12 protein-coding genes are annotated in these 13,343 nt (G+C 70.9%); all 12 read right to left on the reverse strand.

The window, feature by feature from the left end:
• The coding region (locus VFE05_17285; GenBank protein ID HET6231833.1) for a hypothetical protein at positions 1-483 on the reverse strand (483 nt) is incomplete at its 3' end.
• Entirely contained in the window at positions 416-892 is a 477-nt protein-coding gene (locus VFE05_17290; protein ID HET6231834.1) for a hypothetical protein, read from the reverse strand. The genes VFE05_17285 and VFE05_17290, both read right to left, overlap by 68 nt.
• A gap of 620 nt (positions 893-1,512) precedes the next feature.
• Positions 1,513-2,976, reverse strand: coding sequence for a PqqD family peptide modification chaperone (locus VFE05_17295; GenBank protein HET6231835.1), 1,464 nt, complete (start codon positions 2,974-2,976; stop codon positions 1,513-1,515).
• Between the two features lie 13 nt (positions 2,977-2,989).
• Positions 2,990-4,810: an ABC transporter ATP-binding protein gene (locus VFE05_17300; protein HET6231836.1), complete on the reverse strand. Its 1,821-nt coding sequence runs from the start codon at positions 4,808-4,810 to the stop codon at positions 2,990-2,992.
• Positions 4,811-5,284: 474 nt separating this feature from the next.
• The gene (locus VFE05_17305; protein HET6231837.1) at positions 5,285-6,397 is read right to left on the reverse strand and encodes a bifunctional riboflavin kinase/FAD synthetase; all 1,113 of its coding nucleotides are present in this window, start codon (positions 6,395-6,397) and stop codon (positions 5,285-5,287) included.
• Positions 6,394-7,275: a tRNA pseudouridine(55) synthase TruB gene (gene truB, locus VFE05_17310; protein HET6231838.1), complete on the reverse strand. Its 882-nt coding sequence runs from the start codon at positions 7,273-7,275 to the stop codon at positions 6,394-6,396. The genes VFE05_17305 and truB overlap by 4 nt, the downstream gene beginning before the upstream one ends.
• Positions 7,276-7,492: 217 nt before the next feature.
• Positions 7,493-7,990, reverse strand: coding sequence for a 30S ribosome-binding factor RbfA (rbfA, locus tag VFE05_17315; GenBank protein HET6231839.1), 498 nt, complete (start codon positions 7,988-7,990; stop codon positions 7,493-7,495).
• Positions 7,991-8,052: 62 nt separating this feature from the next.
• The gene (locus VFE05_17320) at positions 8,053-8,334 is read right to left on the reverse strand and encodes a DUF503 domain-containing protein (GenBank protein ID HET6231840.1); all 282 of its coding nucleotides are present in this window, start codon (positions 8,332-8,334) and stop codon (positions 8,053-8,055) included.
• 3 nt (positions 8,335-8,337) lie between these two features.
• Entirely contained in the window at positions 8,338-11,298 is a 2,961-nt protein-coding gene (infB, locus tag VFE05_17325) for a translation initiation factor IF-2 (protein ID HET6231841.1), read from the reverse strand.
• A 79-nt stretch (positions 11,299-11,377) separates the two neighbouring features.
• Positions 11,378-11,722 (reverse strand): ribosomal L7Ae/L30e/S12e/Gadd45 family protein, encoded by a 345-nt coding sequence (locus VFE05_17330; GenBank protein ID HET6231842.1) that lies wholly within the window; start codon positions 11,720-11,722, stop codon positions 11,378-11,380.
• An 11-nt stretch (positions 11,723-11,733) separates the two neighbouring features.
• Positions 11,734-13,113 (reverse strand): transcription termination factor NusA, encoded by a 1,380-nt coding sequence (gene nusA, locus VFE05_17335; protein HET6231843.1) that lies wholly within the window; start codon positions 13,111-13,113, stop codon positions 11,734-11,736.
• 46 nt (positions 13,114-13,159) lie between these two features.
• On the reverse strand, positions 13,160-13,343 hold a 184-nt coding region (locus tag VFE05_17340; protein HET6231844.1), incomplete at its 5' end, for a hypothetical protein.

A 13,343-nucleotide genomic window follows, 5' to 3' on the forward strand; every position in this document is an offset into this window, starting at 1 on the left:
CTCGTAGAGCCCGGTCAGGCCGTCGTCCGCCGGGAGGGCGAGGTAGGCTTCGGACGCGCCGGAGAGCACCGCGCCCACAGCCACCGCCTCCAGTACGGCGTGCGGCGAGAGGGCGAGCAGGTACGGCACCTTCCGGTCGCCCGTGTGCGCGTTGGCGTTGCAGACGAAGTGCTTCGGGCCGGTTTCCCCGCGCGCGGCGAGGAACCACTTGTGGGCCGTGGGATAGCCGCCGCCGCCCCGGCCGCGGACTCCGGCGCGGTCCAGCTCGGCCAGGAACGGCTCGGAATCCCCGGCGTCCGACACCCGCGCCAGCAGCGAGTACCCGCCGAGCTGCCGGTAGCCGTTCAGCCCGGATGCGCGGCGGCTCTCCAGGTGGGTGAGCAGCGGGCCCGGCCAGACGTGCAGGGCGGGCGCGTCACCCGCCCCCCCCGCCGAACCGGTCCCGCCACTGGGCAGCGATGGACGGAGCGTCGCCGTAGCCATAGAGGACCCCCTGTACGTTGAGTTGGATGTCCGGTTCGTGGTGCACCCACGCGTCGCCCTCACCGCAGGAGAGGATGGGGATCGACGACTCCAGCAGGAGGCTCGCCCCGCCCGCCTCCACCGAGAGCCGCTCTCCCCGGAAGGTCCCCGCCCGCTCCGCCCCGTCGAACGCCTGCCGCCCGATCGTGTACAGCCCCCGCCCCGGGACGTAGAAGTAGAGGTAGCCGAAACGGCTCTGCTGCACCGAGATCGGCCCCAGCACCGGCTCGCCGTCCACGGAGAGCCGTGCGCCGGCCAGGTGCAGCGCGGGCTCGTGCCCGGCGGCCGAGACGGCGGCGTCCGGGCTTTCGAGCGGCGGAGCGGCGGGTTCCGCGGGGGTGCCCGCGACGGCGAAGGTCGAAACCCACATCGTGAACATCTGCGCACGTCCTCCTCAAAAGGGGTGGACCGTCGTCGCCCGCGGCACGGACGTCCGTCCGCGTGCCGGAGGCGAGTGGCCCCCGGCGGGCGAACCCGCCGGGGGCTGCGCTGCTCGCTGCCGACTACGACGCCGCCGGACGCGCGATCTGCGCACCCGCGCCGGCTCCGCTCCCGCCACCCGCGCCGCCGCACGCACAGCCGCACGCGCACGCCGCGGCGAGGGCGCTCAGGTCGGTAAGGCCCGCAAAACCCTGGGGATCGAACATGGTCCACCTCTTCGGTGAGTAGGGTCAGGAACTGCGGAAACCGCGTCCTTCCGCTTCCGGTCCGCCGATGGAGCATGGCCGGCCGGCTGCCATCCGCGTCACCCGCCCGGGGGCAGGTCGCGGGTCCGTGCCCGGTTGTCTCCGCCGGCCCCTCCGGCGCGGCCGCGGCGGCTGCGCGCGCCGCCGTTCCCCTGCGCGCCGGGACCGGCGACGTCCTGAAGATCGAACAAGAGCTCACCCCCTTCCATGGCTGAGGGTTGCCTGCTACGGCCGCCCCGAACGCGGCGGTCCCTCCGCCGCGCCCGAAAAGTCGGTCGCGGCGGTGTTCCCTTCCGGCACCGGGTCAGTTGGGGCTGCAGGAGATCTCGACGGCCTCTTCCAGGGTGAGGTCGCTCGCCATCCACATCTGCCCCACCGCGATCTTCTCCAGGTGCCGGCAGTAGATCTCGTTGTGCGCCTCGAAATCGCGGTACACGTTGTAGGCGGTGGCCCGGCACCCGCCGTTGCACAGCTCGCGCAGGTCGCAGTGGCGGCACACCGCCAGGTCCTGGACCTTGGTGCCGCGCACCCGCTGCATCACCGGCGAATCCAGGAAGATGCGCTGGATGTCGGCCTCGCGGACGTTGCCGCAGCGGAACTCGTCGAAGTGCAGCGACTGGCAGGGGTACACGTAGCCCGACGGGTCCACGCTGATCTCGCCGTGCCCCACGCCGCAGTCCTGCCGCGGCAGCATGGGCTCGGGCGCGCCGCGGGCCGGGGGCGGCAGGCCCGCCTCCTCGCGCGCGCGCGCGCGATTCGCCTGGCGCTCCAGCAGGTATTCCTTGGTGCGGTCCGCCTCGCGCTGGAACACGGGCAGGCGGGGGATCTGCTGGAGGCTCAGCTCCTGGTGGTCGCCCGCCTGGAAGATGATGGGTGCCAGCCCGTTGGCGCCCAGCCCGTCGAGGGCGAACTCGAACATCTCCTTCATGAAGCCGATGTTGAGGTCGGTCAGCGCCGGCACGATCGCGACGTACGGCCGGTCCATGCCAAGCTTCTCCTTCATCTCCACCAGCCGGCGCACGCCCGCCACCGTGGGCGCGAAGGTGTTGCGCCCGCGGAAGTGCTCGTGGATATGCCGCTCGTGCCCGTCAAGGCTGATGGTGACCGCGTCGAACAGCTCGCAGATCGGCCGCACCCGCTCGCCCTTGATGAGGATGCCGTTGGTCAGCAGCTCCAGGCCCACCGTGTCGCTGAGCGACCGCGCGTGCTCGGCCAGCTCGATGAGGTCCGGCCGCATCAGCGGCTCGCCGCCGGTGAAGAAGATCCGGCGGATCCCCTCCTCGACCAGCCGCGAGATGAGGTGCTTGTACTCGGCCGTGGAGAGCGTGGGCGCGAACTTCTGCTCCAGCTGCAGCTTGAGCTTGTAGTCGCGGTCGTCGCGGTTGTAGCAGTACGGGCACTTCAGGTTGCACTCGTTCGTCATGTGCAGGTAGATGTGCGCCGGGAACGGGCGGTTGTGGTACTCGCTCCGCTCGCGCTCGCGGTACTCGTCGTGGTGCAGGAAGCCCACGCCCACCAGGTTCTCGCAGAAGGCGTTCACCGCCTGCACGGCGTCTGCCGCAGGCATGCCGAAGTCCTGCTCGATGCGCTGCGCGATCTGCGGCACCGAGCGGTGCTTCCGCAGCAGCTCGATGAGGTAGCGCCCGCTCTCGTTCACCCGCGTCCACACGAAGTTGGCCGGGTCGAAGTAGAGGAACCACTCGTCCTGGGTCCACGAGCGCAGCCGCGGCGGGGTGACGTAGCGGCTAAGGGTGGGGTGCTGCTGCATGACGCGCCTCCTCTCAGGCGGGCGTGAGGGAACGGTCGGCGGGAAGGTGCGAGAGCGCCTGGGGCTTGAACTGCTCGCGGAAGATCCGCGCGTACAGCCCGTTGCGCTCCACCAGCTCGGCGTGGGAGCCCTTCTCCACGATGCGGCCCTCGTCGAGCAGGAGCACCTCGTCGGCCAGGAGCAGCGACGACAGCCGGTGGGCGATGACCACGGTGGTGCGCCCGCGCATGAGCGGCACGAGCGCGTCGTGGATCTCGGCCTCGGACTCCGAGTCTACGGCAGAGACCGCTTCGTCCAGGATCAGCACCGGCGGGTCTTTGAGGAACATCCGCGCGAGGGCGATGCGCTGGCACTGGCCCCCCGAGAGCCGTACCCCGCGCTCGCCCACGGTCGTCGCGTAGCCTTCCGGCAGCTGCGCGATGAAGTCGTGCGCGAACGAGCGGCGGCAGGCCTCCTCCACCTCGGCGTCGCTCGCCTCCGGACGCCCGAAGCGCACGTTGTCGCCCACGGTGCCGCTGAACAGGAAGGTCTGCTGGTCCACGATGCCGACGGCGGCCCGCAACGGCTCCAGCGCCAGGGTGCGCACGTCGGCGCCGTCCAGCAGCACCTGGCCGCCACCCGGCTCGTAGAAGCGCGCGAGCAGGTTCACCAGCGTGCTCTTCCCCGCCCCGGAGCGTCCCACCAGCGCCACCGTGCTGCCCGCCTCGATCCGCAGGTCTACCCCCGCCAGCACCTCCGACCCGTCCGCATACGCGAAGCGAACGCCGCGCATCTCGATCGTCCCGCGCAGCGGCGGGAGCTCGCCGCCCCCGGTGCGCTCGCGCGGCTCCCCCAGGAACTCGTACAGCCGCTGGATGGCCGCGGCCGACTGCTGGACGTTGAGGTTCGCTGCGATGACGGCGTTCACCGGCGCGTACAGGAAGCTGAGGAAGGCGAGCACGGCCACCACCTGGCCCATCGTCATCTGCCCCAGCACCACGGCCCGGGCGCCGTACCACAGCACGAACACGCTGCACAGCCCCGTCACCAGCGAGGTGCCCACCGTGCTCACGATCCCGAACCAGTTGACCCGCACGTAGATGTCGCGCAGGTCGCGCAGCCGGTCGGCCACCGCGCGCTGCTGCAGCCTCTCGCGCCCGTACGCCTTGATCGTGCGCACCGCTGCGAAGCTCTCCGCCACCGCGGCCGAGGCCACCGCCTGCTTCTCCTGCATGTCGGCGCTCAGCACGCGCATCTGCCGGTTGGCGGCGTGGCGGATCCAGGCGAACGGGACCACGAACAGCACCAGGATCACCGCCAGCTCCACGCGCACGTACAGCACGAAGCCCAGGCCGACCAAGAAGGTCAGCCCGTTGATCACCACGGTCACCAGGGTGCGCACCAGCGCGCCCTCGATGCCGCGGGCGTCGTTCATGACCCTGGCCTGCAGGTACGAGGAGTGGTGCTGCGAGAAGAACGAGAGGGGAAGCCCGTGCAGGTGCTCGACGAGGTGCGAGGCCAGGTCGAGGATGATGTTCTCCTTCAGCACGAGCGTGGCCCGCTCGTTCACGAAGGCGAACACGTGCCGGAGGAGGACGAGCGCCGCGAACGCCAGCGAGATCAGCGTGATGCGGTCCAGCTTGGCGCCGGCGACCGCCGCGTCCACCACGTACATCGTGAAGAGCGGCGCCGGTAGCTGCAGGAGCACGCTCAGCACCATCAGCGTGCCGACCCACGCGAACTTACCGCGGTAGGCGCGGAGGAAATCGCGCCAGAAGCGCAGGAAGAGTTTCGAGACGTGCGGCGTTTCATCCGCCCGGGAGACGGCGCCAGCCACGTTCAACAGCCCGGACATCGCGTGTTGACCACGTGCATGCCTCCTTTTCGGTCAGGAGTCCGCAGTGACACCCGCTGTGGGGATCACACCCTAAAACGACGGGTGGGAAGTGTCAAGAGGATCTATTAAAAGGAGCGTACCCATTCTGACATAGAAAGTCACCGCTTCATTTCGCATCTGTGGTACCCCAACGGCTTTACCGTATAAACACCAGTGTTTACCTGAAACAATTGGTCACCTCATCGGCCGATACCGGTCGCATCGAGCTAGGGAGAGAGTTCGTTCGAAAGCGGAGAGCGGTCAGTAAACAGGCGTGTAACGGTTGCCGAAGGCGAAATCGAGGAGCGAGGCGTTGTGGAGGGATGTCGGGCGGATCGTCCGACGTGGGACAACGGCCGATGGTGGGAGGCGGAACGAGCAAAACCCCCGGCCGGAGCAGCGCCAGAGGTTTTCGGATCGTGAGGAAGCGGGGGACTGCCTCGCCAGCCTACATCATCTGGCCGCGAAGTACGCCCGCCCCGCGGCTTCGTCGCCGCGCATGGCGGTGATGAGCGCATCTACCGAGTCGAACTTCTCGATGGCGCGGAGGTGCTTGGCCACCTCGACGCGGACGCGCTCGCCGTAGATGTCGCCGCTCCAGTCCAGCAGGTGCAGCTCGATGGTGGGAGAGAAGCCGGGGAAGGTGGGGCGCGGGCCCAGGTGCAGCAGGCCGGGCAGGCGCTCGCCGCGCACCCAGCCGAACGCGGCGTACACGCCCTCCTTGGGAAGCAGCTTCTCCGGCTCGTCCAGGCGGACGTTGGCGGTGGGGAAGCCCAGCTCTCGGCCCTTCCGCTCGCCCTGCACCACCACGCCGTCCAGCCAGTAGCGGTGCCCCAGCAGGCTCGCGGCGCCCTCCGCGTCGCCAGCGGCGAGCTGCGCACGGATGCGGCTGGACGAGATCTCCTGCCCGTCCAGCGTGATCGCGTCGACCACGTCCACGTCGAAGCCCAGCTCGCGCCCGATCTCGCGCAGCGTGTCCGCGCCGCCCTCGCGCCCGCGCCCGAAGCCGTGGTCGTGGCCGATCACCAGCTCGCGCATGTCCAGGCGGCCGATCAGGATCTCTTCGACGAAGCGGCGGGCGGAGTATTGCTGGAGGACGGGCGTGAAGGGCAGGAAGACGGCGTACTCCAGGCCGGACTCGGCCAAGATCTCCTTCTTCTCCGCCAGGCTGGTGAGCACGGGCGGCGCCGCCTCCGGGCGCACTACGCGCAGGGGATGCGGATGGAAGGTGACGAGGACGCTGCGGCGGCCAGTGCGCTCGGCGCGCGCGGCGAGCTCGCGGAAGACCTCGCGGTGCCCCAGGTGCACGCCGTCGAACGTGCCGACGGTGACCAGGCTGCCCCGCCCGTCGCGAGGGATCGCCAGCGGCAGCGCGGGATCGACCGCGTACGCCTGCGACGCATCCGCGGAGGCGCCGGGATTCGCGGGCGGCTGCGCATCGGCTGAAGCGGCAGAAGCTACCGCATCGGCGGAGGCGGATCGGGCCGCGGGAGGATACGCATCGTCCGAACGCCGTGCATCTACCGGCGCGACAGGCAGATCGGCATCTCCCCGCTCGCCCGTCATACGAACACCTTCCGCGGGCGGACCACGTCGCCGAATCGCTCCCCGATGGCGAGGAGCGCGCCGTCGTCGGCCGAGACGAAGGCGAGCGGCTGGCCCTCGGGCGCGTCGGCGGGCGCGGGAAGCGCGCGGCCGAAGCCGAGCTCCGCCCTGCCCCGCTCGTCCACCGGCACCTTCGGGAGATGCGAGACGGCGTCGGCGGGCGAGATCAGCGCGGCGGCCACACGCTCCGCATCCCCGAGCTGATCGATGGGCACGGCACGGTCGACCGAGTGAACTCCGACGCGCGTCCGCCGCAGCGCCGTGAGATGGCCGCCGACGCCCAAGGCCTCGCCCACGTCGCGGGCGATGGCGCGGATGTACGTGCCGCTGCCGCACTCCACCTCGACGGTTACGTCCGGCAGGTCGAACGAGACGATGCCGATCCGGTGGATCGTCACCGTCGAAGGCTTCCGTTCCACCTCGCCGCCGCGGCGGGCGATGGCGTACATCCGCTCGCCGTCGACCTTCTTGGCCGAGTACGCGGGCGGCACCTGCTCGATCGTCCCCACCTGCCGCGCAAGGGCCGCGCGCACCTCATCTTCCGTCAGCGCTTTCCACCCGTCGCTCTCCGATACCACCGTGCCGGTGAGGTCGTCGGTGTCGGTAGATGCGCCCAGGCGAATCGTGCCGACGTACGTCTTCGGAAGCGCGGTCAGGTACTCCGCCAGCCGCGTCGCGGGGCCCACGCAGACGAGCAGCAGGCCGGAGGCGAACGGATCGAGCGTGCCCGTGTGCCCCACCTGCCGCGTCTTCAGCCCGCGCCGCGTCATCGCCACCGCATCGTGCGACGTCGGCCCGACCGGCTTGTCGATCGGCAGCACCCCGTTCATCTCGCTCATCCGCCACACCCCCGGCTACGATTCGGCAGACGAACGGCGATGCCCGGAAAGGTGTTAGTCCGCGAAGGCGGACTTTGCGCCGTCGTTGCCGCGAATTCATTCGCCGAGCCGAGCCCGGTCGCGCGCCGAAAGACGGGGGCACACACAGGTGCCCCCCTACCGATGCTTCGGCGGGGGAGCGGGATGTACGAAGTGCGAGGGCCGGCGGAGCGGCAGCTCAATCGCGAGACTCCTCGCCGCGCGTCTCGTCCGTCGCCGACGGATCCGCCGTCGTCTCATCCACCGCCGTCCCGTCGTCGTCCGAATCGATGTCCGACGATTCGGAGGCGGCGATGCTCTCGAAGGTGCCTTCCTCGCGGCTCACGCCGTCGGCCGGGAGGGCCTCGCGGAGCAGGCGCTCGATACGGTTGGCCTCCTCCAGCACGCGGTCCACCTGGAAGTGCAACTCGGGGATGCGGCGCATGTGCAGGCGCTTGCCGAGCTGGCTGCGGATGAACGGCGCCGCGCTGCGCAGCCCGGCGAGGACGCCCTCCTGCTCCTCGTCGTCGCCGAGCGTGGTGAAGTACACCTTGGCGTGGTCCAGCTCCGGCGAGGTCGCAACGGCGGTGACGGTGGCGAGCCCCACGCGGGGGTCGCGGACCTCGTCGCGCACGAGCAGGGTGATCTCCTGCTTGAGCTGCTCGTTGATGCGGTCTGTGCGTTTGAACTGCGGCATGGTCCTGCCCCCCGAACGAGAAGGCGGCGGCGGGCCGGGAGTGTCCGGGCTCGCCGCCGCTCTCAGTAAAAAGTCGTGTACGAGTCGAGGATGCGCGCCCTCCCCTCGTCTTCCACCAGCTTGTCGGCCGCCTGGAGCACCGATGCGGCGTGCTTCCGGTCGTTCGACACCACGCAGACCGCGATCTCGGCGCGGTCGTGCGTGTCGTTGTGCGCCGTCTCGGCGGCCGAGACGTTGAGCTGGTGGTGGAGCCGGTCCTTGAGCGACCGGACCACCATGCGCTTCTCCTTGAGGGAGGAGCAGCCCGGGAGCATCAGCTCCCAAGCGGCCAGCCCGACCACCATGGCCTAGCGCTCGCGGGCCTCGGCGACGCCCGCCAGCGTGCGCGCCACCTCTTCCACGCGGTAGCACTCGAGGACGTCGCCGACCTTGATGTCGTTGAAGTTCTTGATGTTCAGGCCGCACTCGAAGCCCTCGCGGACCTCCTTCGCGTCGTCCTTGAACCGCTTCAGCGACTCCAGCTCGCCCTCGTAGACCTGGACCGCGTCGCGGATCACGCGGATCTTGCCCTTCCGGTCCAGCACGCCGCTGGTGACCATGCAGCCGGCCACCGTGCCCACGCGCGGCACCTTGAAGAGCTGGCGGACCTGCGCCGTGCCCAGCATCACCTCGCGCTGCTCCGGCGAGAGCAGGCCCTCCATGGCCGAGCGGACCTCTTCGACCGCCTCGTAGATGATGTTGTACAGGCGGATGTCGATGTCCTCGCGCTCCGCCACCTGCCGCGCCTCGCCCGTGGGGCGGACGTGGAAGCCGATGACGATGGCGGCCGAGGTGGTCGCCAGCAGCACGTCGGACTCGTTGATCGCGCCCACGCCGCGGTGGATGACCTGCACCAGCACCTCGGGCGTGGAAAGCTGCTCCAGCGCGTCCGAAAGCGCCTGCACCGAGCCGTCCACGTCGCCCTTGATCACCAGGTTGAGCGTGGCGCGCTCGCCCTTCGCCAGCATCTTGGTGATGTCGGTCAGCTTCACGCCGCGGCTCTTGATGCGCATGCGCTTCTCGCGGTCCAGCCGCTGCCGCGTCTGCGAGATCTCGGCGGCGCGGTCGGCGTCCATCGCCAGCAGCTGGTCGCCGGCCCCGGGCACGCCCGGGAGGCCGAGGATCTGCACCGGGATGGCCGGGCCCGCGGCGGCCACGGGACGGTTGCGCTCGTCCAGCATGGCGCGGATGCGGCCGTTGTAGAGGCCGACGACCACGTGGTCGCCCACGCGCAGGGTGCCATTGGTGACCAGAACCGTGGCGACGGGGCCCTTGCCCACGTCCAGCTGCGCCTCGATGACGGTGCCGCTGGCTTCGCGGTTGGCGTTGGCCCGCAGCTCCAGGATGTCGGCCTGCAGGAGCACCTTCTCCAGCAGGTCGTCCATCCCCAGCCCCTTCTTCGCCGACACCTCGGCCGACATCACGTCGCCGCCGAAGTCCTCGAGCACGACCCCGTGCTGCAGCAGGTCCTGCTTCACCTTCATGGGGTTGGCGTCGGGCAGGTCGACCTTGTTGACCGCCACGATCAGCGGGACGCCCGCGTTGCGGGCGTGGCTGATGGCCTCGATGGTCTGAGGCATCACCGAGTCGTCGGCCGCGACCACCAGGATGACCACGTCGGTCACCTCGGCGCCGCGGGCGCGCATTGCGGTGAAGGCAGCGTGGCCGGGCGTGTCCAGGAACGAGATGGCTCGCCCGCCGGGCAGCTCCACGTGGTACGCGCCGATGTGCTGCGTGATGCCGCCGGACTCGCCCGCGATGACGTTGGTCTTGCGGATGTAGTCGAGGAGCGACGTCTTGCCGTGGTCCACGTGGCCCATGACCGTGACCACGGGCGGACGCGGGGCCAGGTCGTCCTCTTCGTCGGCCTCCAGCGCCTCTTCCATCTCGGCGCCGTATTCCTCTTCGCGCACGGCCTTAAAGCCGAACTCGTCCAGCAGCAGCTCGATCTGGTCGAAGTCCAGCCGCTGGTTGATGGTGACCATCAGCCCCAGGTTCTTGAACGCGCTGCCGATGATCTGCGTGGCCGACACGTCGATCAGCTCCGAGAGCTCGGCCACGGTGAGGAACTCGTTGACGCGCACCGTCTCCGCCTCTTCGGCGCGGGTCCGCAGCCGCTCCTCTTCCATGCGCTCGTGCATGGTGGGCCCCTGGTCGCGCGAGCCGCGCCGCTTGCGGCGGCCGCCCGTCTCCATGGCCGCCATCGTCTTGCGGAAGTTGGCGTCCACGGCGTCCTGGTCTACCCAGCCCTTCCCCTTCTTGCCCTTCTTCTTGTCCTTCTTCTTGCCGGCCGAGGCTCCGGTGCCCGGCAGGTCACCGCCGGGGCGTGCGCCAGCGGCGCCGGCGCGGGCCGGTGCCGGGGGTGCGCCGGCGCGGGCCGGGCGCGGCGGCCCGAACTCGGGCCGCGCAGTGCGCGGCGGCATGTCGCGGCGCGCGTCGGTGGGGCGGCGGTCGTGGTCGCCGCCCGCGTGGTGCACCACGCCGCTGTCGTAGCGGCGGTCGCCCGCCGCGGGCTGCGGCGGACGTGCGCTCAGCGGCGGGCCGCCCGCGGGACGCCCGCCTTCGGGGCGCGCCGGACGCGGGCCGCCGGCAGCCGGACGGACCGACGGCGGCGGCGTGGGCCGGCCGGAGACGAAGCGCAGCGGCTCGGGCGCGGAAGGCGCCGCGGGCTGTCCGGGCGCCTCGGCGGCGGGGCGCTGCTCCTCGGCCGCGGGCGCTTCGGGCTGCACCGCCGCGGCGGGCGGCGGCTCGGCGGCTTCGAACGCGACGGGCTGCTCCGGCGCGAAATCCACCGTCTTGGCCGGACGCGCCGTCTCCGGACGCGCGGAAGCGGGCCGCACCGTCTCGGGGCGCGCGGCCTCGGGCGATGCGGACTCGGCCGCGGGGGCCGGCGTGACGTCGGCGGGCGGCGTGGCGGCGGTGTCGACCACGATGGTGGGTCCGCGCGGCTCCGCGCCGCCGCGGGTCACCAGGTCGGCGCCGCGCTCGGCGGCTTCCTCGGCCGCTTCGGCGCCCAGCGCGTCGGCCGCGTCCGCCATCGGCGACGCGGTCGAGTCCTCGCCGTCGCCCGGCTGGTCCTCGCGGACGCGGCGGCGGCGGCGGGGGGCCTGCTGCACGTCGCCGATGGCTGCCTCGACGGCTTCCACCGTGTTGACGTGACCGAGCCTGCGCTCGCGCTCGAGCACCGTGCGAAGCCGGGCGACGTGCTCGTCTGCGAGCGGCGTCATGTGGCTGCGCACGGGGATGTCCATCTCCCTCAGGAGGTGCACCAAAGCCTCGGCCGAAACGTCTAGTTCCTTGGCTACTTCGTACACACGCATATGGTGCAACTCTCTCCTGTGCTCGAACCTACGATGAAAGCGCGGCTGCCAGCTCGGCGGCCCGTCGTGCGAAGCTGTCGTTGGTGATCCCCACGGCCGAGACCGGGCCCCGCCCCGTGGCGGCGCCGATCGACTCCCGGCTCAGGCAGGTGAAGAAGCGCACCCCCCGTGCTTCCATGAGGGGAACCAGCTTCTTCGCTTGTGTGGGAGATGCGTCCGCCGCCACGATCACGCAGCGGACCTCGCCGTCGCGTACGGCCTGGCGGGCGGCGTCGGTGCCGCTGGCCAGGGCGCGCGCGCGCGCGGCGAGCCCGAGAAGGTCGAGGAGCGCCCGCTCCGGACGGGCCGGGACGGAACGCGTCTCGTCTTGCATTGCGATGCGCCTCAGACCGGCAAGTTCTCGGCGCCGCCCGAGGAAGTCAAGTCCTCCGCGGCTTCCGGGGCCTGGGCCGGGGCGGGCGCGGCGGCCTCGTCCTCCTCCACCGTCATCTCCTCGATGAAGGCCACCAGGCGGTCGGCCTCGGCCTCGCCGATGGCGGGGATGCGGAGCAGGTCGTCGCGGTCCAGATCGATCACGTCAAAAAACGTAGTATATCCGGCCGCTTCCAGCGCCGCCAGGGTCGCCGGGGCCAGGTCCAGGTCGCGCAGCGGGAAGTCCGAAGAGTCGTACTCCGAGTCCGCGCCGCCGCCGAACAGGGCGCGCTCGGCGCCGTGCTCCAGCCACTCGCGCGATCCGAAGAGGTCGATCTGCCAGCCGATGAGCTGCGACGCGAGCCGCACGTTCTGCCCGGCGCGGCCGATGGCCAGCGAGAGCTGGTCGTCGTCCACGATGGCCGTCATGGTCCGGGCCTCGTAGTCCGACACCACCTTGGCGACGCGGGCCGGGGCCAGCGCGCGCTTGGCGTACACTTCCGGGTCCGGGTGCCACGGCACGATGTCGATGCGCTCGCCGCCCAGCTCCTGCACAACGGCGCGCACTCGCGATCCCTTGAGGCCCACGCAGGCGCCCACCGGGTCGATCGACTCGTCGCGCGAGGAGACGGCCAGCTTGCTGCGCCCGCCGACCTCGCGGGCGCTGCCGCGGATCTCCACGATGCCCTGCTGGATCTCCGGCACCTCCAGGCGGAAGAGCGCGGCCACGAAGAGCGGGTCGGCGCGGGAGAGGATGAGGCGCGGCCCCTTGGGCGTCTCCTCCACCTTCTTCAGCACCGCGCGGATCGTCTCGCCCTGGCGGAACCGCTCGCGCGGGTTCTGCTCCTTCCACGGGATGATGGCGTCGGCCTCGCGGGCGCGGTTGAGCAGGACGACCAGCTTGCCGCGCTCCACCTGCTGCACCTCGCCGCTGAGCAGCTCGCCCACGCGCCCCTCGTACTCGTCGCGGATCTTCTGGCGCTCGCCCTCGCGGACGCGCTGCAGGATGCGCTGCTTGGCCGCCATCACGGCGTTGCGCCCGAACTGCGCGAACTCGACCGGCACCTCCATCATGTCGCCGACCTCGAAGTCCGGGTCGTCCCAGCGCGCCTCTTCGAGCGAGATCTCGCGCGAGGGGTCCTCGACCTCGGCCACGACCTCCTTGAGCACCACGATCCCGATGCGGCCGGTGCCCTCGTCGATCTCGATCTCGGCCTCCACGTTGGGGCCGTAGCGCTTGGCGAGGGCGGCCAGGATGCCGTCCTTGATCAGGTCGTATAGCTCGTCGCGCGAGAGGGCCTTGTTCGCCGTCATCTCGCGGAAGGCCGCGAGGATCTGCGTCGCGTTGTTCATGGCTGTCGTGGTCCTGTGAAGGAACGGGAGCGGGTGGAAGCGGCCGTCAGGGCTTGGGCTTCTTCCGGTCCCACCGGTAGATCAGGTTCGCGCCGTCGACCTCGGCTAGGGGCAGCTCAACCTCGGCGCCGTCTTCGAGGCGCAGCGCCACGGAATCTTCGCCGCGCGGGCCAAGCAGCGTGCCTTCCAGGCGGCGGGCGCGGCCGGCCAGCGGCTGCTTGCCGCGGACG

This window comes from Longimicrobiaceae bacterium (assembly GCA_035696245.1).
Taxonomy (GTDB): domain Bacteria; phylum Gemmatimonadota; class Gemmatimonadetes; order Longimicrobiales; family Longimicrobiaceae; genus DASRQW01.